Source organism: Rahnella sp. CJA17(1/100), assembly GCF_963881615.1.
Classification (GTDB): domain Bacteria; phylum Pseudomonadota; class Gammaproteobacteria; order Enterobacterales; family Enterobacteriaceae; genus Rahnella; species Rahnella aceris.
In genome coordinates this window covers 1-22,189 of the sequence record NZ_CAWOJA010000001.1, presented here as the reverse complement: position 1 = coordinate 22,189, position 22,189 = coordinate 1, and the positions used below count along the sequence as shown (strand labels likewise).

21 protein-coding genes and 1 rRNA gene are annotated in these 22,189 nt (G+C 50.7%); 8 read left to right on the top strand and 14 right to left on the bottom strand.

Annotated elements, in window-relative coordinates; translation table 11 throughout:
• Positions 1 to 6: 6 nt before the first annotated feature.
• From atpG to ravA, 13 genes are all read right to left on the bottom strand, one after another.
• On the bottom strand, positions 7 to 870 hold the full coding sequence (atpG, locus tag AACU55_RS00110; protein ID WP_013577683.1) for a F0F1 ATP synthase subunit gamma: 864 nt from the start codon (positions 868 to 870) through the stop codon (positions 7 to 9).
• Between the two features lie 71 nt (positions 871 to 941).
• The gene (atpA, locus tag AACU55_RS00105; RefSeq protein WP_013577682.1) at positions 942 to 2,483 is read right to left on the bottom strand and encodes a F0F1 ATP synthase subunit alpha; all 1,542 of its coding nucleotides are present in this window, start codon (positions 2,481 to 2,483) and stop codon (positions 942 to 944) included.
• A 12-nt stretch (positions 2,484 to 2,495) separates the two neighbouring features.
• A complete protein-coding gene (atpH, locus tag AACU55_RS00100; RefSeq protein WP_013577681.1) occupies positions 2,496 to 3,029 on the bottom strand; it encodes a F0F1 ATP synthase subunit delta in 534 nt (177 codons plus the stop codon).
• Positions 3,030 to 3,043: 14 nt separating this feature from the next.
• A complete protein-coding gene (gene atpF / locus AACU55_RS00095; RefSeq protein WP_013577680.1) occupies positions 3,044 to 3,514 on the bottom strand; it encodes a F0F1 ATP synthase subunit B in 471 nt (156 codons plus the stop codon).
• Positions 3,515 to 3,579: 65 nt separating this feature from the next.
• Positions 3,580 to 3,819: a F0F1 ATP synthase subunit C gene (gene atpE / locus AACU55_RS00090; RefSeq protein ID WP_004093904.1), complete on the bottom strand. Its 240-nt coding sequence runs from the start codon at positions 3,817 to 3,819 to the stop codon at positions 3,580 to 3,582.
• A gap of 49 nt (positions 3,820 to 3,868) precedes the next feature.
• On the bottom strand, positions 3,869 to 4,651 hold the full coding sequence (gene atpB, locus AACU55_RS00085; protein ID WP_037033886.1) for a F0F1 ATP synthase subunit A: 783 nt from the start codon (positions 4,649 to 4,651) through the stop codon (positions 3,869 to 3,871).
• A 22-nt stretch (positions 4,652 to 4,673) separates the two neighbouring features.
• Positions 4,674 to 5,072, bottom strand: coding sequence for a F0F1 ATP synthase subunit I (gene atpI, locus AACU55_RS00080; protein ID WP_013577678.1), 399 nt, complete (start codon positions 5,070 to 5,072; stop codon positions 4,674 to 4,676).
• Between the two features lie 649 nt (positions 5,073 to 5,721).
• A complete protein-coding gene (gene rsmG / locus AACU55_RS00075; protein ID WP_037033887.1) occupies positions 5,722 to 6,342 on the bottom strand; it encodes a 16S rRNA (guanine(527)-N(7))-methyltransferase RsmG in 621 nt (206 codons plus the stop codon).
• A 130-nt stretch (positions 6,343 to 6,472) separates the two neighbouring features.
• Positions 6,473 to 8,362 carry a tRNA uridine-5-carboxymethylaminomethyl(34) synthesis enzyme MnmG gene (mnmG, locus tag AACU55_RS00070; protein WP_112152011.1) on the bottom strand — a complete coding sequence of 630 codons (1,890 nt, stop codon included), beginning with the start codon at positions 8,360 to 8,362 and terminating at the stop codon, positions 6,473 to 6,475.
• A gap of 379 nt (positions 8,363 to 8,741) precedes the next feature.
• Entirely contained in the window at positions 8,742 to 9,185 is a 444-nt protein-coding gene (mioC, locus tag AACU55_RS00065; protein ID WP_013577675.1) for an FMN-binding protein MioC, read from the bottom strand.
• 88 nt (positions 9,186 to 9,273) lie between these two features.
• Complete coding sequence (gene asnC, locus AACU55_RS00060) at positions 9,274 to 9,735, bottom strand: transcriptional regulator AsnC (protein ID WP_013577674.1); 462 nt, start codon at positions 9,733 to 9,735, stop codon at positions 9,274 to 9,276.
• Between the two features lie 20 nt (positions 9,736 to 9,755).
• Positions 9,756 to 11,225 carry an ATPase RavA stimulator ViaA gene (viaA, locus tag AACU55_RS00055; protein ID WP_134706428.1) on the bottom strand — a complete coding sequence of 490 codons (1,470 nt, stop codon included), beginning with the start codon at positions 11,223 to 11,225 and terminating at the stop codon, positions 9,756 to 9,758.
• Positions 11,226 to 11,227: 2 nt separating this feature from the next.
• The gene (ravA, locus tag AACU55_RS00050; RefSeq protein ID WP_134706426.1) at positions 11,228 to 12,736 is read right to left on the bottom strand and encodes an ATPase RavA; all 1,509 of its coding nucleotides are present in this window, start codon (positions 12,734 to 12,736) and stop codon (positions 11,228 to 11,230) included.
• A gap of 267 nt (positions 12,737 to 13,003) precedes the next feature.
• Here ravA and kup point away from each other — a divergent pair, with 267 nt between their 5' ends.
• The 7 genes from kup to rbsR all read left to right on the top strand — a co-directional run bounded on the left by kup (position 13,004) and on the right by rbsR (position 20,920).
• Complete coding sequence (kup, locus tag AACU55_RS00045) at positions 13,004 to 14,872, top strand: low affinity potassium transporter Kup (RefSeq protein ID WP_013577671.1); 1,869 nt, start codon at positions 13,004 to 13,006, stop codon at positions 14,870 to 14,872.
• Between the two features lie 215 nt (positions 14,873 to 15,087).
• Entirely contained in the window at positions 15,088 to 15,507 is a 420-nt protein-coding gene (gene rbsD, locus AACU55_RS00040) for a D-ribose pyranase (protein WP_013577670.1), read from the top strand.
• Between the two features lie 7 nt (positions 15,508 to 15,514).
• Positions 15,515 to 17,020 (top strand): ribose ABC transporter ATP-binding protein RbsA, encoded by a 1,506-nt coding sequence (gene rbsA, locus AACU55_RS00035; protein ID WP_013577669.1) that lies wholly within the window; start codon positions 15,515 to 15,517, stop codon positions 17,018 to 17,020.
• Positions 17,021 to 17,026: 6 nt separating this feature from the next.
• Positions 17,027 to 17,998, top strand: coding sequence for a ribose ABC transporter permease (gene rbsC / locus AACU55_RS00030; RefSeq protein WP_013577668.1), 972 nt, complete (start codon positions 17,027 to 17,029; stop codon positions 17,996 to 17,998).
• A gap of 23 nt (positions 17,999 to 18,021) precedes the next feature.
• Entirely contained in the window at positions 18,022 to 18,912 is an 891-nt protein-coding gene (rbsB, locus tag AACU55_RS00025) for a ribose ABC transporter substrate-binding protein RbsB (RefSeq protein ID WP_013577667.1), read from the top strand.
• Between the two features lie 67 nt (positions 18,913 to 18,979).
• A complete protein-coding gene (gene rbsK / locus AACU55_RS00020) occupies positions 18,980 to 19,909 on the top strand; it encodes a ribokinase (protein WP_037033894.1) in 930 nt (309 codons plus the stop codon).
• Positions 19,910 to 20,920, top strand: coding sequence for a ribose operon transcriptional repressor RbsR (gene rbsR / locus AACU55_RS00015; RefSeq protein ID WP_013577665.1), 1,011 nt, complete (start codon positions 19,910 to 19,912; stop codon positions 20,918 to 20,920).
• Here the strand turns inward: rbsR and AACU55_RS00010 are convergent.
• Positions 20,903 to 21,592, bottom strand: coding sequence for a FadR/GntR family transcriptional regulator (locus AACU55_RS00010; RefSeq protein WP_013577664.1), 690 nt, complete (start codon positions 21,590 to 21,592; stop codon positions 20,903 to 20,905). The two genes, rbsR and AACU55_RS00010, sit on opposite strands and share 18 nt — an antisense overlap.
• 513 nt (positions 21,593 to 22,105) lie before the next feature.
• Between AACU55_RS00010 and AACU55_RS00005 the strand changes: the two genes are divergently transcribed.
• Positions 22,106 to 22,189: ribosomal RNA gene (locus tag AACU55_RS00005) — 16S ribosomal RNA — on the top strand; the annotation flags it as partial.

Here is a 22,189-nt window from a genome sequence, read left to right as displayed (position 1 = left end):
CCTAGCTTAAACCGCGGAGGCTCCCCCGACGATCTCGGTGAGTTCCTGAGTGATGCTGGCCTGACGAGCTTTGTTGTATACCAACTGCAGCTCTTTGATCAGGCTGCCGCCGTTATCGGTTGCGGCTTTCATCGCTACCATTCGCGCGGCCTGTTCGCTGGCCAGGTTTTCTACGACGCCCTGATAAACCTGGGACTCCACATAGCGACGCAGGAGAGTATCCAACAGTGCTTTAGGGTCCGGCTCATACAGGTAATCCCAGGATTTTTTCGCCAGTTCGCCGTCTTCTGCTGGTGGCAGAGGCAACAACTGAACGATACGTGGTTCCTGAGACATGGTATTGACGAATTTATTGCTAACAACGCATAACTTGTCTAAGCGACCTTCGTCGAAAGCCTGCAACATCACTTTCACCGGCCCGATCAGTTCTGACAGGGAAGGGTTATCCCCCATGCCAGTCACCTGAGCAACAACGTTGCCCCCAACGGAGCCGAAGAAAGAGGCTGCTTTGGAACCGATCAGTGCGAGATCAACTTCAACACCTTTTTCGGACCAGCCTTTCATCTCTGACAGCAGTTTTTTGAACAGGTTAATGTTCAGACCACCACAAAGACCACGGTCGGTAGACACCACCAGATACCCAACACGCTTAATTTCACGCTCATCCAGGTACGGGTGCTTGTATTCCAGATTACCAAGCGCAAGGTGACCAATCACTTCACGAATGGTTTCTGCATAAGGACGGCTGGCCGCCATGCGATCCTGCGTTTTACGCATTTTGGAGGCGGCGACCATTTCCATCGCTTTAGTGATCTTTTGCGTGTTTTGCACGCTGCTGATCTTACTACGTATCTCTTTTCCGCCGGCCATCTCTGCTTCTCCTCATTACCAAACGGCCTGCTGCTTATCTGCCAGAGGCAGGGCAGCAAGGCCGCGAGGTGTTACCAGGACTGGGTTGCTTTGAAGGTATCGAGGATATTTTTGAATTTACCCTCGATCTCATCGTTATACGCACCAGTTTGGTTGATTTGCTGCAGAAGCTCGCCGTGCTCACGGTCGGCGTAAGCCAACAGTGCCGCTTCGAAGCTACCGACTTTAGACAACTCAACGTCTTCCAGATAACCACGTTCTGCTGCGAAGATGATCAGAGACTGCGCAACGATTGACATCGGAGCGTATTGTTTCTGTTTCAGCAGCTCAGTCACTTTCTGACCGTGGTTCAGCTGTTTACGGGTTGCCTCATCCAGATCAGAAGCGAACTGCGAGAACGCAGCCAGCTCACGATACTGTGCCAGAGCGGTACGAATACCACCGGACAGTTTCTTCATGATCTTAGTCTGAGCAGCACCACCAACACGGGATACCGAAATACCCGGGTTAACCGCAGGACGAATACCGGCGTTGAACAGGTTGGATTCCAGGAAGATCTGACCATCGGTAATCGAGATTACGTTGGTCGGAACGAACGCGGAAACGTCACCCGCTTGCGTTTCGATGATCGGAAGCGCAGTCAGGGAACCGGTTTTGCCTTTCACTTCACCCTTGGTGAATGCTTCAACATACTCGGCGTTAACACGCGCAGCACGTTCCAGCAGACGGGAGTGGAGATAGAAAACGTCGCCTGGGTAAGCTTCACGACCTGGTGGACGACGAAGCAGCAGGGAAATCTGACGGTAAGCAACAGCCTGTTTAGACAGGTCATCATAAACGATCAGTGCGTCTTCACCGCGGTCACGGAAGTATTCACCCATTGCGCAACCGGAATACGGTGCCAGGTATTGCAGTGCAGCAGATTCTGATGCAGTTGCAACAACAACGATGGTGTTTGCCAGTGCGCCGTGCTCTTCCAGTTTACGAACCACGTTAGAAATGGTGGACGCTTTCTGGCCGATAGCCACATAGATACATTTGATGCCGGAATCGCGCTGGTTGATGATCGCATCGATCGCCAGAGCTGTTTTACCGGTTTGACGGTCGCCGATGACCAGTTCACGTTGACCACGACCAATTGGGATCATGGCATCAACGGACTTATAACCTGTCTGCACAGGTTCATCTACCGACTGACGTTCGATAACGCCAGGTGCGATTGCTTCAACAGCTGAGAAGCCGTCGTGCTCTACCGGACCTTTACCATCAATTGGCGCACCCAGGGTGTTAACCACGCGGCCCAGCAGGCCACGGCCAACTGGAACTTCCAGGATACGGCCAGTACATTTTACTTTCATACCTTCGGCGAGGTCAGCGTAAGGGCCCATTACAACGGCACCTACAGAGTCACGCTCCAGGTTCAGGGCGATAGCGTAGCGGTTACCCGGCAGCGCAATCATTTCGCCTTGCATGACATCGGCTAAGCCGTGCACACGGATGATCCCGTCACTGACGGAAACGATAGTACCTTCATTGTGAGCTTCGCTCACCACATTGAACTGAGCAATGCGCTGCTTGATCAGTTCGCTGATTTCGGTGGAATTCAGTTGCATGCTCCAGTCCCCTTAAGACTGCAAGACGTCTGCCAGGCGTTCTAGACGACTGCGAACGCTGCCATCAATCACCATATCACCTGCACGGATTACGACACCGGCAAGAACAGACTTGTCAATTTTGCAATTCAGCTTAACTTTGCGAGACAGACGTTTTTCCATCGCAGCAGCAATTTTTGCCTGCTGTTCTTCCGAAAGCGGATTTGCTGAGGTCACTTCAACTTCAGCAACAGCCTCGAGAGAGGCGCGCAGTTCAATAAACTGCTCCAGCACTTGCGGAAGAACGCGTAAACGTCCATTTTCAGCCATTACCTTAATCAGGTTTTGGCCTGCGTCGTCGAGTTCGTCACCACATACGGCAATAAACGTTTTAGACAAAGTTTCAGGCGCGCTAGCACCGGAAAGCAGTTCTTCAATTTGTTCATTGCGCGTGACTTCAGCCGTGAACGCTAACATGGACTGCCAGCGGTCTAAGCTTTGGTGCTCAACGGCAAAGTCAAAAGCTGCTTTGGCGTAGGGGCGAGCTACAGTTACAAATTCAGACATCAGCCCCTCCCTCCTTACAGTTCAGCGACCAGTTTATCAACGATGTCGCTGTTAGCAGCTTCATCCACGGAACGTTCGATAATCTTCTCGGCGCCAGCAATGGCCAAAATTCCGACTTGCTTACGCAACTCTTCACGGGCGCGTTGGCGTTCGGCGTCGATCTCTGCCTTGGCTTGCGACACGATCTTGTTACGTTCCTGCTCGGCTTCAGCTTTTGCTTCGTCGACGATTTGAGCTTTACGCTTGTTCGCCTGATCGATGATTACCTGAGCTTCAGCTTTGGCTTTCTTCAGTTGGTCGGTCGCATCGGCTTGCGCTAAGTCCAGCTCTTTTTTGGCACGTTCTGCGGAAGATAAACCTTCAGAAATTTCTTTCTGGCGTTTTTCGATGGCAGCCATAATTGGCGGCCATACGTACTTCATGCAGAACCAGACAAACAGGACGAACGCGATAGCCTGGCCGAGGATTGTTGCGTTAAGATTCACAGCACAATGCCTCTTTCAAAGTGAATTATTTGATGTAGTTCGATTAACAGTGAGCAAGCTCAGTGTTAGGCGACAGCAAACATCACGTACAGACCCAGACCAACCGCAATCATTGGGATTGCATCGACCAGACCCATAACGATAAAGAACTGTGTACGCAACAGAGGGATCAGGTCAGGCTGACGTGCAGCACCTTCCAAGAATTTACCACCCAAGATGCCGATACCGATTGCAGCACCGATTGCCGCCAGGCCCATCATCACAGCGGCAGCCATGTACAGCAGATCCATACTCAGGTTTTCCATGACAGTCTCCAGTTTGTTTCAGTTAAAACGCAGTAGTGTTGAAAGAAAATCAGTGTTTTTCAGATGCCATCGAGAGATAGACAATCGTCAGAACCATGAAAATAAAGGCTTGCAGCGTAATGATCAGGATGTGGAAAATGGCCCAAGGCACATTTAGAATCCACTGTGACCACCACGGCAACAGGCCAGCAATAAGGATGAAGATCAACTCACCCGCATACATATTGCCAAACAGTCGCAGACCCAGTGAAACTGGTTTAGACAGCAGGCTGACACCTTCAAGAATCAGGTTAATCGGAATGAAAACCGGATGATTGAATGGCTGCATTGTCAGTTCTTTAATGAAACCGCCAAAGCCTTTCATCTTAATGCTATAGAAAAGAATCAGAATGAATACGCCAAGTGCCATTGACAACGTGATGTTCACGTCAGCCGTAGGAACCACACGCAACGCTGGCAGACCAAAGATGTGCTCGCCGATGAATGGCAGCAAATCGATTGGCAGCAAATCCATCAGGTTCATCATAAATACCCAGACGAAGACGGTCAGCGCGAGAGGTGCAATCACTTTGCTTTTGCCGTGATACATGTCACGCACGCTGCTGTCGACGAAACCAACGACCAGTTCAACTGCGGTTTGCAGTTTACCCGGCACACCGCTGGTGGCGTTTTTGGCTACGCGATGGAAAATAACCAGAAAGAGTACTCCGAGGAACACGGAGAAAAACATCGAATCGATGTTAATCGACCAGAATCCCGTCCCAATCTGAAGCTGAGTCAGATGGTGACCGATATACTCTTGTGGAGTAGAGATTTCTCCTGATGCAGACATGATGCCTCTTACCCTTTAGTAGTTAAGTACGGTAACTGTTAATGACGGCCGGTGCCAAAATCTGAGTCATCAACACCGATAAATAGGCCAACCCCAACGGAGCAAAAGCCGCCTTAAACAGGCCAAGTGCGATAACCATTAAGATCACCGTAACCAGCACCTTCAGCGCTTCTCCGATTGCAAAGGACCAGGCAACCCGTCCAGAGACCGTTGTTTGCGCCTGATGGCGCCATGCAAACAGCATGAACAGTACATTTGGCACCCAGGCGGCCAACCCACCCATAAGAGCCGATGTGGTCCATTCCAGGCTTTTAAAACCAAATACTGCACTGAGCAGAACAAAGGTCAATAACTGCAGTATCAACAGCTTTCTGGCAACCTTCACACTATTTGTACTGTGTAAAATACCGGATACAGACATGACGTTTGTTCTCTCCGTATCAAGTACCTAGCTGGAGGTAGACTGAATGCCGTATATCACTGCCTTTACTGTTTTGAGTCAAGCAGCAAAAACCGAGCAAATTATACGGGGCACAGGGACGAATTCAATGGATAAGTAGCGAAAAGGTGAACAATTATTTAAATTTTCCCCTTCACGACTATTTTGACAACCAAACTATAGCTGAATTTGCCCTTTTTGGTTTGATACGGTTATTTCATCACCCGACAAAGAAGCGTGCACTGGATCACATAATTAACTCAGGACACTTTATATACCCTGCACTGTTTGAATGTCTTTAGCTAATCAGGCCTTTTAAAATCTTTATAAATCAATTTGTTAATAAAACACTGTTCGTTAAACAATCTTCTTTAAAAATAACCACGATTTATTGACACAACAACCCAACAAATAACAACATTTTCATTACAAGTTCAATATCAGCCGGTTGATGACCGTTCAATTTCAAAAGTGACTATTACAGTCCGGATTAAAATAAAAACATCTCTGAAATGCTATCAGTCTGTAAAAAAGCGGTGATTGAGTGTTTGTCACCGCTATATAATTAGCCTGCTCATTTTAACTGCAATAACTCATGCGCTTTTTAAATATTTTTTGATAAAACGCAACTTTAGTTTGAGCGAAGAATGACGAGATGCCGTTCCCCGTCAAGTTCTGGTACCTGCAGTTTTATGACCGATTCCAGAGTGATACCTTCCGGCAATACCGCCATTTCATCATCAGGGCTCACCCCTTTTAAGGCGTAAAAACGCCCCTGCCCTTTTTGTGGCAGGTGATGGCACCAGGAAAGCATATCCTGCAGGGACGCAAAAGCACGGCTGATCACCCCATCAAACAACGGGTCTGGCTCAAACTCTTCCACACGACTTTGTACCGGTTCGATATTTTTCAGCCCCAGTTCATGCTGAACCTGACGCAGGAAGCGTACGCGCTTACCCAGGCTGTCCAGCAGCGTAAAGTGTGAATCAGGGCGAACGATGGCGAGAGGAATTCCCGGTAAACCAGGGCCTGTGCCTACGTCGATGAAACGGCTGCCCTGCAGATGCTCATTTACTACGATGCTGTCCATGATATGGCGTACCAGCATCTGCATCGGGTCACGGACAGACGTCAGGTTATAGGCTTTGTTCCACTTATGCAGCAGTTCCACATAGCCAATCAGTTGCTGTTTTTGCTGATCGGGTAACGCTATTCCTGCCGCAGCAAGCAGCGAGTCCAGTTTCTTTTGCACAGTGAATCCTCAGAAAGAGTCGATATTCCGGGAACAGCCCGGTTGAGAAATGATAAAACACTCAGAAAGATGGGAAAAGTAAGAACTGACCGCCGCTTTGTTTTCAAAGGGCGGTCATAAGAGAGGTGAGTTATGCGCTACGGCGCAGTAAGCCTTGTTTTTTAAGCCAGATCAGCAAGATCGAGATAGCTGCCGGCGTAATACCTGAGATCCGCGATGCCTGACCAATGGAGGTCGGCTTGTGATCGTTAAGCTTGGCGATCACTTCATTGGAAAGACCATTAACCTGGCGGTAATCAAGATCAACCGGCAACACAGTGTTTTCATTACGCTGCTGTTTTTCGATCTCTTCCTGCTGACGGGCGATATAGCCTTCATATTTGATCTGAATTTCAACCTGTTCTGCTGCCTGCACATCCGGGACAGAAGGTGCGAACGGAGAAAGACGGGTAATCAGCTCATAGGTCATTTCAGGACGACGAAGCAGTTCTTCTGCGCTGGCTTCTTTAGAAAGTGGAGCAGAAAGATGTGCATTAATCTCTTCAACCTGCGCGTGATGAGGGTTCACCCAGATACCACGCAGACGCTGACGTTCCTGTTCGATCATTTCCAGTTTTTCGTTGAACCGCGCCCAGCGGGCATCGTCAACCAGACCTAATTCACGGCCTTTTTCTGTCAGGCGTAAATCGGCATTGTCTTCGCGCAGCATCAGTCGATATTCAGCGCGTGATGTAAACATCCGGTACGGTTCTTTGGTGCCCAGCGTACACAGGTCATCAACCAGCACACCGAGATAAGCTTGATCGCGACGTGGCGCCCAGCCCTCTTCTTCGCTGGCACTACGGGCAGCATTCATGCCGGCGAGTAAGCCCTGTGCAGCGGCTTCTTCGTAACCCGTCGTACCGTTGATTTGTCCGGCAAAGAACAGACCGGCGATAAATTTACTTTCCAGCGTCGGTTTCAAATCACGCGGATCGAAGAAATCGTATTCAATTGCATAACCCGGACGAACGATAACGGCATTTTCCATCCCCTGCATAGACCGGACGATCTGCATCTGCACATCGAATGGCAGGCTGGTGGAAATTCCGTTTGGATAAACTTCATTGCTGGTCAGGCCTTCCGGTTCAAGGAAGATCTGATGAGAATTGCGATCGGCAAAACGCATGACTTTATCTTCGATCGACGGGCAGTAACGCGGGCCGATCCCTTCGATGATCCCGGCATACATCGGGCTGCGATCCAGATTATTGCGGATCACGTCATGGGTTTTTTCGTTGGTATAGGTCATGTAACACGGGATCTGGCGCGGATGTTGCGACACGTTGCCCATGAACGAGAATACCGGTGCCGGATTATCACCATGCTGTTGTGCCAGAACACTGAAATCAATGGTCCGGGCATCAATACGCGGAGGTGTACCGGTTTTAAGACGGTTAACGCGTAAAGGCAATTCACGCAAACGCTGAGACAAAGAGATCGCCGGAGGATCCCCTGCACGGCCACCGCTGTAGTTTTCCAGACCGATGTGGATCTTTCCGTCCAGGAAGGTGCCGACAGTCAGTACTACCGCTTTAGCGCGGAATTTCAGCCCCATTTTGGTCACAGCACCGACCACACGATCGTTTTCGACGATCAGGTCTTCAACAGGTTGCTGGAAGATCATCAGGTTTGGCTGGTTTTCCAGGGCGGTACGGACGGCCTGACGGTACAGAACGCGGTCAGCTTGAGCACGTGTTGCCCTGACTGCCGGGCCTTTGCTTGCGTTTAGTATCCTAAACTGAATACCCGCATGATCGATAGCCGTAGCCATCAGTCCGCCCAATGCGTCCACTTCTTTTACCAGATGTCCTTTCCCGATCCCGCCAATTGCCGGGTTACACGACATCTGTCCCAGCGTGTCGATATTGTGGGTTAATAATAAGGTCTGACGTCCCATGCGTGCAGAAGCCATTGCGGCTTCAGTACCTGCATGACCACCACCTATGATGATGACGTCAAATTGATCCGGATAAAACATGCGACTGCACCTCGGCGTTCAAGCGAACTTTCTTTGTATGGCGTTGGGAGGAGGGATTCTACTCAAGTTTTGAGCTTCCACAAGTCCCCGGGGATCTTCACTAATTAAAAGAAGATCTTTTTTATTTAAAGATCTCTTATTAATACTTCTATTAGGATCGCGATCCTCTGTGCATAAGTCTTTTTTGTTTATGAAGATCAGTATGCTAAGAAGGATCGAATGCTGTGAATGATCGGTGATCCTGGACAGTATAAGCTGGGATCAGAAGTGAGAGTTATGCACAGCATGAAAAACGTACAGGAGTTGTTAGAGGGATAACTACGGGTTTTACCCTGCTTTTAAGCATAGTTATCCACATCTGATCGCCTGAAATTTACACTTATTTGATCAAATTAATCCAGTTGATCACCCAAACCTCGGCCGGATCCTCAGGAATTTCGTGTTGAGTGACGTCGATCTCAAGACGATCACCGATCCGTTTTGCCCCTAATGACGTCAGTTTTTGATCCAGAGAACTGATCGCGCCACAGAAGGTGTCATATTCACTGCTGCCTAAACCTAATGCGCCAAAGCGTACTTTTGACAGATCGGGTTGCTGATCTTCCAGCTGCTCCATAAAAGGTTGCAGGTTATCAGGCAGCTCACCAGCACCGTGTGTCGAGCACACGATCAGCCAGATACCTTCCTGCGGAACTTCGTACAGTTCCGGACCATGGAACATCTGAGTGGAAAAACCGGCTTCTTCCAGTTTCTCAGCCACGTGTTCTGCTACATATTCGGCACTGCCAAGCGTACTGCCACTGATCAGGGTAATGTCAGACATGATGCTCTCACCCGGGAAAAGGAGGCTATTGTACGCTGTGAATGAGCTGGGATCTACCTGTGGATAATAGGGGTATAGAAATCAGTGCTCAGGGCTGGATGGTACGTGTGATGGGGTTCTGCAGGGAGATCAGCGTCTCGGTCGACTGGATCTCGTCAATTGTCTGGATCTTGTTGATAAGTACGTGCTGAAGGGAATCAATCGAGCGGCACATGATCTTAATGAAAATGCTGTAATGCCCGGTGGTGTAATAGGCTTCGACCACTTCTTCTATACTTTCGAGCTTTTTCAGTGCCGACGGATAATCCTTGGCACTTTTCAAAATGATGCCAATAAAACAGCATACGTCGTAACCCAGCTGTTTAGGATTGACGGTAATATGCGCGCCGGTAATGATGCCCGCTTGTTTCATTTTTTCTACGCGGACGTGGATCGTCCCCGGGCTGACGGTGAACACTTTTGCCAGTTCAGCATATGGTGTGCGGGCATTATCCATCAGGGCGTTCAGGATCCCGCGATCCAGCTCGTCGAGCTGATAAATTTCAGTCATGATTATCTTTCTCTTTAGGCTTAATTTCTCTGCCAGCGTCGCTGTACGCGGCTTTTCATGCCGGTATCGAAGCGCCAGATATGATCGAAAATGCGCAGGATGCCGGGCTTGCCATAGTGCGACATTGCCAGGGCATGAAAGCGGTGGTGTTTTTCCCGTTGCAACGCCCTGACCTTCTTTTGTACTTCATCTGGCAACCGCTGGGCGATAAAGTCCGAGATCACCACGGCATCAGCATCCTCCCACTGCGGAGAAGCGAGTTTATCCAGTGTGGCATTCAGACAGGCGGCCAGATCGGTACCACCACGAAAATGCTGCCCCAGAAAGCGCAGCGCCTGATCCAGGCCGCCGTTGGAGGTCAGTTCATAATGGATCACTTCACTGGCAAACAACATGATGTAACATCGGCGGTTATCAGCCAGTGCGATTTTCAGTAACGCCAGACAGAACGCTTTGGCGCACTGTTCGTTAAATCCCCCCATCGAACCGGATGTATCGACGCAGACGACAAAAGGCCCACGCGGTTGCGGTTCCTGTTGCTGATAGACCACAGGCCGTTTGACCACTTTCTCGCGCCAGACGTCCCCTTGCAGGCGATATGTCATCAGACGCTTTTCCAGCAAACGGCGGTAAAATTCGTATTCCAGCTCAGGCAGCCCCAGCGTCACCAGCTCCGTCGGCATCAGGCGCAAAATATCATCGCTCTGATGAATGCCATTCACTTCTTCCGGCACCGTTGCAGGTTCGCGCACCATCAGCCGGTGAGTTTCCATTTTTGCATCTTCATGCGGACTGGTTTTGACCGTCTGGCTGCGGCCCAGTTGTTCTGCCAGATGCATCAGCTCAGGCTGCTGCTGAAGAAAAGCGCCGAACCGCGCCAGCGACTGAATATCACCCCGCAGACGCTTCCCTTTACTCATATCCCACAACCGGCCTGCTGCCGTATCGTTCTCCGCTAATAAAGGAGAGAGCTCGCTGCTGAGCTGCAGTCTTTGCAGCAATTCTTCCTGCAACTGCTCCTGTTCTTGTTCGAGTAACTGATGATGAACGTTCACCGTTTGGAAGGTCAGGTTCAGGCGCCAGCGCTGGAGGAACAAGGTATGAAAGCTGTTGCCGGTTTTCGCCGTCCGTGAGGTTTCATTATTCTCCTTTAAGGTGCGGGCTTCCGTGGCAAAGGGAGAGCTGAGTTGCTCCAGTTCATCGATGAGGGAAGGCAGTCCGGACTGAAAAGCCGTGGCGTCGATCTGCTGGCAATGCTGATAAAGATAGAATTCTTTCGCCAGCTCTTGGGGAACCGGCGTTTCGTGGATCCTCTGGCGAAGGCGCAATTTCCATTCTGGGAGATCTTTGGTCAGGGCACGCTTGAGACGGGGAAATTTCTCGAAGAACACCGTCAGCGCAGGCGCAGCCAGCAAGCCGACGAGCAGTTCTTCAATCAGTTCGGCTTCGCTGATGGCCAGCAGAAGATCCAGTGACTCGAGACTGAACATGATCAGTGACCACTGAATGTCTGTTGCTGATGACGCAACTGTTCAGCCACCTGAAGCAGGCTGGCTTCTATTTTTGCCATCCATTCTGCCGGAACAAACAGACAGTTTTGCTGCTGGCTGAATTCATGTCTCTGCTGCGCCAGTTTTGCGGTCAGGTCACTCAGCGTATTTTTCATTTCGTCGGGAACGGCAATATGCTCATGGCCCGGCAGCGTCAGCGGCGTGCTCTGACGGCTGACATCCAGCACCAGAAGTTGTTGTTTGTCATCGATTTCCAGAACCACGGTTTGTACAAAACCAATCCCGTTGAGTTTGGCTTTCAGTACGCCTCCTTTATTTAGCCACTCTTCCAGGATGATGCGTTCGAATAACAGGTGTGTGACTTTTATTTCATGCAGGTGTAAAGGCGTTTGCAATAACAGGGTCAGGTTGGTGGTGTTAAGTGATTCAGGCAGGCTGTACTGTGGCTTGCGGCTGAAAATGCCGGCCTTCTTACTCAGTTTGATTGACTGACGCGAACTCTGTTGCTGCTGATGTTGCATCCATTGCTGATTCAGCTGCTGAATTTTCATCAGCAGTGTCTGCTGCTGATAAGCCTGTTCGGTGATCAGTTGCTCAATCTGGGTTTGCAGCAGGTTATAAGTATTAAGGTCATGCCATAAACAGTCTTTCAGCAGGATCAGATCCACCTGCGTGATCGCTTTTCTGCCACTGAAAAATGCGCAGGCCTGCAACAGGCGCAGGGCTTTTTTCCAGCGACGGTCAGAGACATAAGGTGCCGTATCCAGGGCATCAAGGCGCTGGCGCAGCTGGAAGATCAGTTCAAAGCAGCTGTCTGAAAGATTGACTTTGTCGATCTCCGGCTGCCATTGTTGGTATTCTTCATCGCTGATACTCAGGGACTCTGCCACCGGATTGGCGTTTTCATTGTTCCGGCTGGTCAGCAGTGAGCGAAAATTTTGCTTATCCTGCACTTTATCCAACCACAGACGGATCAGCATGCGGTCGTACAGCGCTTCGAGGCCACCATCGGCTTCGGGTAATTCGTTGGACGCACTGACCAGCAGACGCATCGGAATAGGTTCTTCTCGTTCGCCATTACGGAAGCGGCGTTCGTTGATGGCGGTGAGCAATGTATTGAGGATGGCCGGGCCTGCTTTCCAGATTTCATCAAGGAAGACAATTTCAGCTTCCGGCAAGTAACCTTCGGTAAGACGCAGATAGCGGCCTTCATCTTTCAGGGCCTGAATCGAGAGCGGACCAAAGACTTCTTCCGGCGTGGAAAAGCGCGTCATAAGATATTCAAAAGCGCGCGCATGGCGGAACGCAAATTTCAGGCGCCGGGCAATCAGGCTTTTTGCAATACCTGGCGGGCCGAGCAGAAAAACGCTTTCGCCGCACAGGGCTGCCAGCAGGCAAAGTCTTATGGCATCCTGCCGCTCGTACAGGCCATGTTCTAATGCGTTAGCAAGACGGGCGATCCGTTCTGCCAGAAGGGGAGATTGCGCCATACTGTCTCTTCCGGTTTCCATTGAGTTGTTGAATAGTGTACTGGCTAATAGCGATATGCCACGTTTATTTTTGTCGTTATAGCTTGTTGATTACTAAAAATTTTCTATTATCAGAAATGTGACCCCGTTCATATGAACGCCGGTTTAGCTGCACATTTAAGGGTAGGCAATCCAATTTATTCGTGCATACTGTGCGCCTTTTAGTGGGCATCATAAGATCGAGCGCACTCATCGCTTACGGATGTTCGAGCAAAAAAGAAACGAAATATGAGCACTGAACATAAACGGTCACTCCCAGCAGTAACCCTGGCCGCCATTGGTGTGGTCTATGGCGACATTGGTACCAGTCCTCTCTACACCTTAAGAGAGTGTTTTTCTGGTCACTATGGTTTCAACGTTGAACCCAGCGTCGTTTTTGGTTTTCTCTCTCTGATTTTCTGGATGTTAATCCTCATTGTTTCGCTCAAGTACCTCACTTACGTGATGCGGGCGGACAACGCAGGCGAAGGCGGTATTCTGACGCTGATGTCTCTGGCGGGCAGAAACACCTCGGCACGCACCACTGCCGTTTTGGTCATTCTCGGCCTGATCGGCGGAAGTTTCTTCTATGGTGAAGTGGTGATCACTCCGGCTATTTCTGTTCTTTCCGCGATGGAAGGTTTGGAAATCGCAGCACCTTCACTCGATCCTTATATCGTCCCCTTATCTATTACTGTCCTGACGCTGCTTTTCATTATTCAGAAACACGGCACCGGCATTGTTGGCAAACTGTTTGCGCCGGTGATGTTGTTGTGGTTCCTGACGCTGGCTGTTCTCGGCGTGAACAGCATCATGCAGAACCCTGAAGTACTTCGCGCCATGAACCCGATGTGGGCGGTTAACTTCTTTATCGAGCATAAGTCGTTTTCCTTCCTGGCACTTGGCGCGGTCGTTCTGTCGATTACCGGCGTGGAAGCGCTGTATGCGGATATGGGCCACTTCGGGAAATTCCCGATCCGTCTGGCCTGGTTCACCGTGGTGCTGCCTTCTCTGGTGCTGAACTACTTCGGTCAGGGCGCATTGCTGCTCAAAGATCCGGAGTCGATTAAGAACCCGTTCTTTCTGCTGGCGCCTGACTGGGCTTTGATCCCGTTACTGGTGCTGGCAACACTCGCGACCATTATTGCCTCTCAGGCGGTGATTTCCGGCGTGTTTTCCCTGACGCGTCAGGCTGTGCGTTTAGGCTATCTACCGCCAATGCGCATCATCCACACTTCAGAAATGGAAGCGGGCCAGATTTACATCCCGGCCATTAACTGGTTGCTTTACTTTGCGGTGGTTATCGTTATCGCCAGCTTCGAGCATTCGAGCAATCTGGCAGCGGCATACGGTATCGCAGTGACCGGTACGATGGTGCTGACCAGTATTCTTTCCTGTACGGTGGCACTCAAAAACTGGCACTGGAAACCTTTCCTGGTCGGGCTTTTGCTGATCGGTCTGCTGTTTATGGATATCCCGCTGTTCGCGGCGAACGCTACTAAACTGTTCTCCGGCGGTTGGTTGCCGCTGACGCTGGGTTTGGGCATGTTTATCGTTATGACGACCTGGAAAAGCGAGCGCTTCCGCCTTATGCGCCGCATGAACGAGCATGGGAATTCCCTGGAAGCGATGATCGCCTCTCTGGAGAAATCCCCGCCGGTGCGTGTTCCGGGTACGGCTGTGTATATGTCGCGCGCCATCAACGTCATTCCGTTTGCGTTGCTGCACAATCTCAAACACAACAAAGTGTTGCATGAGCGTGTGGTACTGCTGACGTTACGCACCGAAGATGCGCCTTATGTACATAACGTCCGGCGCGTCACCATCGAACAGCTTTCGCCGACGTTCTGGCGTGTGGTCGCCAGCTACGGATTTAAAGAAACGCCGAACGTGGAGGAAGTGTTCCACCGTTGCGGTCTGGAAGGATTGCCGTGCCGGATGATGGAAACGTCATTCTTTATGTCGCACGAATCACTGATCCTGACCAAGCGCCCCTGGTATCTCTACTTCCGTGGCAAACTCTTTATGGCGCTCAGCCGCAACGCCTTACGCGCGCCGGATCAGTTTGAAATTCCGCCGAACCGCGTAATCGAACTTGGTACGCAGGTAGAAATCTGATCCTCCTTTCTACTGCTCGCAGGGCACCTTCGGGTGCCCTGTTTTATTTTCGCTTTCTCCTTTCTGAAACGACTAACTCAAATTTTCCTGCGGTTTCTTAATTATTCAGCGAAACGTTTCGACGCTGATCACAATTCCATCATAACTCCGTTGCGATGGCCGGGGATCTTTATAAACTCATTGGTGAGCGAAACGTTTCGCTGTAGGAGTTCACAATGAAGAAGTCACCGCTGTTAAATGCCGAAATCTCACATGTTATTGCCCGGTTAGGTCACACCGATCAGCTGGTTATTGGCGATGCCGGACTTCCGGTGCCAGCAGCTTGCCAACGCATCGATCTGGCCCTGACCCAGGGAGTTCCCACCTTTTTACAAGTCTTAGAGGTAGTGACACATGAGATGCAGGTTGAGCGGGCTATCCTCGCCGAGGAAATCCTCACTAAAAATCCTCAACTCCATGAAGCGTTGCTCGCCCAATTGACACAACTCGAACAACACCAGGGAAACACCATTGCTTTGGATTACGTCAGTCATGAGTCATTCAAAGCACAAAGCGAAAAAAGTCGGGCTGTGATCCGCAGCGGGGAATGTTCGCCTTATGCGAACGTTATTCTGTGTGCCGGCGTAACCTTCTGAGGCCTTTATGCAACCTTTGCTGCAACTGACAGGCATTGATAAAGCCTTTCCCGGCGTAAAAGCACTTTCCGGCGCGGCGCTCAGCGTCTATCCGGGACGTGTAATGGCGCTGGTGGGAGAAAACGGCGCGGGCAAGTCCACCATGATGAAAGTGCTGACCGGCATCTATCAGAAAGATGCCGGCTCAGTGCATTTTCTTGGCAAGGAAGCGGTTTTCAGTGGCCCTAAAGCCTCTCAGGAAGCCGGGATTGGTATCATTCATCAGGAATTGAACCTGATCCCCCAACTGACGATTGCTGAAAATATCTTCCTGGGTCGTGAGTTTGTGAACGGTTTTGGCCGCATCAACTGGAAAAAGATGTATGCCGAGGCCGATAAACTGCTGGCGCGCCTGAATCTGCGTTACAAAAGCGACCGGCTGGTAGGCGATTTATCCATCGGCGACCAGCAGATGGTCGAAATTGCCAAAGTGCTGAGCTTTGAATCCAAAGTCATCATTATGGATGAACCGACGGATGCCCTGACCGATACCGAAACCGCTTCTTTATTTAACGTGATCCGGGAACTGAAAGCCGCCGGTTGCGGTGTGGTGTATATCTCCCACCGCATGAAAGAAATTTTCGAAATCTGCGACGACGTGACGGTGTTCCGTGACGGGCAGTTCATCGCCGAGCGGCCGGTCAGTTCGCTTGAAGAAGACACGCTGATTGAAATGATGGTGGGCCGTCGCCTCGAAGAGCAATACCCGCGCATTAATCATGAACGCGGTGCGCTGCGTTTGCAGGTACGCGATGTCAGCGGGCCGGGCGTGGATAACGTCAGCTTTGATCTGTACAGCGGCGAAATTCTGGGGATTTCCGGTCTGATGGGCGCAGGCCGTACCGAACTGATGAAAATTCTCTACGGAGCCTTACCGCGTAAAAGTGGTTATGTGGCGCTTGATGGTCGCGAAGTGGTGACACACTCACCGCAGGACGGGCTGGCAAACGGCATTGTTTATATCTCTGAAGACCGCAAGCGCGATGGCTTAGTTCTGGGCATGTCAGTGAAAGAAAACATGTCGCTGACGGCGCTGCGTTATTTCAGCCACGCTGGCGGACGTCTTAAACATGCGGAAGAACAGCAGGCTGTCGGCGATTTCATCCGTCTCTTCAATATCAAAACGCCGTCGATGATGCAGACCATCGGCCTGCTTTCCGGCGGTAATCAGCAAAAAGTGGCAATTGCCCGTGGATTAATGACGCGGCCGAAAGTCCTGATCCTCGATGAACCGACGCGCGGCGTTGACGTTGGTGCCAAGAAAGAGATTTACCAGCTTATAAACCAGTTCAAGCGCGAAGGGCTGAGTATCATTTTGGTTTCCTCAGAAATGCCGGAAGTGATCGGTATGAGTGACCGGGTTTTGGTGATGCATGAAGGCCATTTAAGCGGTGAATTCCCGATAGAACAGGCTACGCAGGAAGTGTTGATGGCTGCCGCTGTCGGCAAGCAATACGGCGTGACGCAGGAGTAATCAGATATGAGTTCTCAGACATTGCCAGCCAAAAAGCGCTGGATCAGTAAAGAGTGGTTGTTGGAGCAAAAGTCTCTGATTGCGCTGCTGGTGTTGATTGCCGTGGTCTCTTCCATGAGCCCGAATTTCTTTACGGTCAATAACCTGTTTAACATCCTTCAGCAAACGTCCGTTAACGCCATTATGGCCGTCGGCATGACACTGGTGATCCTGACGTCCGGGATCGATTTATCCGTCGGCTCTTTGCTGGCGCTGACCGGCGCCGTTGCCGCCTCGATTGTCGGGCTGGAAGTGAATGCGTTTGTTGCCGTTGGCGCCGCGCTGGCGTTAGGTGCGGCTGTGGGTGGCGTCACCGGAATGATTGTGGCCAAAGGGAAAGTCCAGGCGTTTATCGCTACGCTGGTCATGATGTTGCTGCTGCGCGGTATTACGATGGTGTACACCAACGGCAGCCCGATCAGTACCGGCTTTAATGATGTCGCTGATGTTTTTGGCTGGTTTGGTATCGGTCGCCCGCTGGGTATCCCGACACCCGTCTGGCTGATGGCTGTGGTGTTTATTGCGGCATGGTACATGCTGCATCACACCCGGCTGGGGCGTTATATCTACGCGCTGGGCGGTAACGAATCCGCTACGCGTCTGTCAGGTATCAGCGTCGATAAAGTCAAAATTATCGTCTACTCCCTGTGTGGTTTGTTAGCCGCTCTGGCCAGTATCATCGAAGTGGCGCGCTTATCTTCTGCGCAGCCCAACGCAGGTACGGGTTATGAGCTGGATGCGATTGCCGCAGTGGTATTAGGGGGAACCAGCCTGTCCGGGGGTAAAGGACGCATTGTTGGAACGCTGATCGGTGCATTGATCCTTGGCTTCCTGAATAACGGTTTGAACTTATTAGGTGTTTCTTCCTACTACCAGATGATCGTAAAAGCAGTTGTCATCCTGCTGGCGGTTCTGGTGGATAACAAAAGCAACAAATAAACTCTCCTACAGGACTTATGACCATGAATATGAAAAAACTGGCTGTCTGGGTTTCCGCCGCAGCGATCACCGCTTCTTTCAGTGCTAACGTTCTGGCGAAAGACACCATTGCGCTGGTCGTTTCCACGCTGAACAATCCGTTCTTCGTCTCCATGAAAGACGGCGCGCAAAAAGAAGCGGACAAACTGGGTTATAACCTGGTGGTTCTTGATTCTCAAAACAACCCGGCGAAAGAGCTGGCAAACGTACAGGACCTGACGGTTCGTGGCACCAAACTGATGCTGATCAACCCGACGGATTCTGATGCGGTAGGCAATGCCGTTGCGATGGCAAACCAGGCGAAAATCCCGGTGATCACTCTTGACCGTCAGGCTACTAAGGGTGTTGTCGCCAGCCACGTCGCGTCTGATAACGCCTTCGGGGGGAAAATGGCCGGTGATTACATCGCCAAAAAACTGGGCGAAAACGCTAAAGTCATTGAACTCGAAGGTATCGCCGGGACGTCTGTTGCCCGTGAACGCGGTAAAGGTTTCGCTCAGGCCGCTGAAAAACACCATTTCCAGATCCTCGCCAGCCAGCCTGCTGACTTCGACCGCACCAAGGGCCTGAACGTCATGCAGAATCTGCTGACTGCGCATCAGGACGTGCAGGCCGTGTTCGCTCAGAATGACGAAATGGCGCTCGGTGCATTGCGCGCCCTGCAGACTGCCGGTAAAACGGATGTGCTGGTCGTTGGCTTTGATGGCACCGACGACGGTATCAAAGCCGTTAACAGCGGCAAAATGGGCGCGACTGTGGCACAGCGTCCTGAACAAATCGGTGTGATCGGCGTTCAGACTGCAGATAAAGTACTCAAAGGCGAGAAAGTGCCGGCTGTTATCCCTGTTGATTTGAAACTGGTTGCTCAGCCGTAATACTCTTTTTATCGATGCTGTAACTGCGCCTCCTGATGGAGGCGCTATTTGACTCAGGGATCTCCACATGAAAACCGGCAAACTGGTGGTACTCGGCAGTATCAACGCTGACCACATTCTGAATATCAACCACTTCCCGCAACCGGGCGAAACGGTTATCGGTAAGCAATACACCGTAGCCTTTGGCGGTAAAGGGGCGAATCAGGCTGTTGCAGCCGGTCGCAGTGGCGCTGATATTTCTTTTATTGCCTGTGTGGGAGATGACGATATTGGCGAACGAGTTCGCAAACAGCTGGCCAGTGACCATATTGATACGCACCCCATCGAAGCTATTAAAGACACCACCACTGGCGTAGCGCTGATTTTCGTGAATGCGGAAGGTGAGAATGTTATTGGCATAGATGCGGGGGCAAATAAAGCCGTCACGCCTGAATATCTTGATCGCTATAAACAGCAGGTCATTGGTGCTTCTGCTTTATTAATGCAACTTGAATCTCCGCTTGAAACGGTGATCGCGGCATCGAAGATCGCTAAAGACAACGGTACGCAGGTGATCCTTAATCCGGCTCCGGCCTGTGAATTGCCCGATGAATTGCTGGCACGGGTGGATATAATCACCCCGAACGAAACTGAAGCTGAAAAGCTGACGGGAATTAAAGTCGACAGTAATGAAGATGCCGCTCGCGCCGCAAACGCTTTGCATGACAAAGGCATCACGACTGTCATCATTACGCTGGGCAGTAAAGGCGTCTGGCTTAGCCAGAACGGAGACGGAAAGTTAGTGGCGGGGTTCCGTGTAAAAGCCGTCGATACGATAGCAGCAGGTGATACCTTTAACGGCGCGTTAGTCACAGCCCTGCTGGAAGGCAAACCGATGGACAGCGCAGTACGATTCGCACACGCCGCAGCAGCGATTGCCGTGACGCGTCCTGGCGCACAACCTTCCGTCCCGTGGCGCAAAGAAATAGACGATTTCCTCGCACAACAGGAGGCCTGATTGGCCACCATGAAAGATGTCGCCCGCCTCGCGGGCGTTTCAACCTCTACAGTTTCCCATGTGATCAACAAGAATCGTTTTGTCAGTGAATCCATCGCTGAGAAAGTGAATGCTGCCGTTGAACAACTCAATTACGCGCCTTCCGCCTTGGCCCGCAGCCTTAAGCTGAATCAGACACGCACCCTCGGCATGTTACTGACCGCCAGCAGTAACCCTTTCTATTCGGAAGTGGTGCGTGGGGTGGAGCGTAGTTGTTATGAACGCGGCTACAGCCTCATTTTATGTAATACCGATAATGACGCCGAACGTATGAACCGCAGCCTGGAAACGCTGTTGCAAAAGCGGGTCGACGGACTGCTGATCATGTGCACCGAAAACCACCGACCCTCGAAAGACGTTATCAGCCGTTATCCGTCACTGCCGATTGTGATGATGGACTGGTCACCGTTTGATGGCGCTATAGATATTATTCAGGATAACGCACTGCTGGGCGGCGAAATGGCGACGGAGTTTTTAATCCGTCAGGGATATCATCGCATCGCCTGCATTACCGGCCCGTTGGATAAAACCACCGCACAGGAACGGCTGAGTGGATATCGTCAGGCCATGGAAAAAGCCGGTTTGAAGATTTTACCTGGTTATGAGGTGTGTAGTGATTTTGAATTTGAAGGCGGATTAGCCGCAATGCAGCAGTTGCTGGCGCTGCCCGAACCGCCGCATGCGGTTTTCGCCAGTAACGATGCGATGGCTGTTGGCGTATATCAGGCACTTTATCAGCGTGGATTGCGTGTTCCCGATGATGTAGCCGTGATGGGGTACGATGATATCCAGCTGGCGCAATATATGATGCCGCCGCTGACAACAATCCATCAGCCTAAAGACTCACTGGGAGAACTGGCGGTTGATGCATTACTGCATCGGTTGCAAGACCCGGCTTCAGAGCCTCAGATTTTAGTGCTCACCCCAGAGCTGGTAGTCCGTCAGTCTGTGGGATCATTCATCAGCAAGTAACAGGCTCTGGCATTCCAGAAGTGCGGCATTGGCATCACCGGCCAGAATGGCATCCGTCAGCCGCTGGTGATGTTCCAGTTTAATCACTTCATTGCCTGTAATTGCCCGAAAATAGCTCTGATACACTGAACTGAATAAATTTGCAAAAGAGGTCAGAAAAGGATTTTTCCCCGCTTCATAGATTAGCTGGTGAAACTGCGTATCTACCGTTATCCAGTGTTCCCGATCAAAGCTGTTATGCAACTGGCGCATTTCATACATATATAGAGAGAGCTGATGCTTTTGCTCTTTACTGGCAGCGAGTGCGGCTAACGCACAAGCCTGAGGTTCGAGTGCTTTGCGTAAAACAATAAAATGCGCCATCACCTGATCGAAGTTTTCACGGGTCATCCACCAGGTCAGCAATTCCTGATCGAGAAAGTTCCAGCTCGATTGTGGCATTACCCGGGTACCAATACGCGGACGGGGTAAAAGCATTCCCTTAGCCGCCAGCGTTTTTACTGCTTCACGCACGGCCGTCCGGCTGACACCAAAAATCTCTCCTAACTCATTCTCGCCAGGAAGAATAGCCCCTTCCGGATACTCCCCAGACAAAACGCGTTGTGCAATTTTCTCCGCCAGCAGGTAAGAAAGGTTACGTTGAGCTGCCTGTTGATGTGCATTAAGTAGCATGTAAGGTATTCCTGAATGTCTTTCTCTTAATTATGAAGGAGAGTCTACTCCAGCCTCTGGCTTGAAACTGGTGTGTTTTTAGCGAAAAACGACCGGTATTTGTCCATTTTGGACGAAATTGACGGATTAATGAACGGTTGGTAAAAAAAGTGAAATTAGGGGTTGCGGCCTTCTGAGAACTCCCTATAATGCGCCTCCACTGACTGGGAACAACGACTGACAAGTCGCCCGGACGGGAAGAGAAAAAGAAGAATGTTCGAATGAATAATCTCTTGACTCTTCAGCGGGAAAACGTAATATACGCCTCCCGCGCCGCATAAGATTCCTTGCGAACCGCGGCATGCTCTTTAACAATTTATCAGACAATCTGTGTGGGCACTCACAAGACGATATCAGCCACCTCGGTGGCAAAAAATATCAAGTCTTAGAGTGACCAAGCAGTAATTCATTTAGTTGAATTATTACGAAGTAATCTCTGAGCACCGCTTCACTTGTTGAAGCAAATCGAACTTTTAATTGAAGAGTTTGATCATGGCTCAGATTGAACGCTGGCGGCAGGCCTAACACATGCAAGTCGAGCGGCAGCGGAAAGTAGCT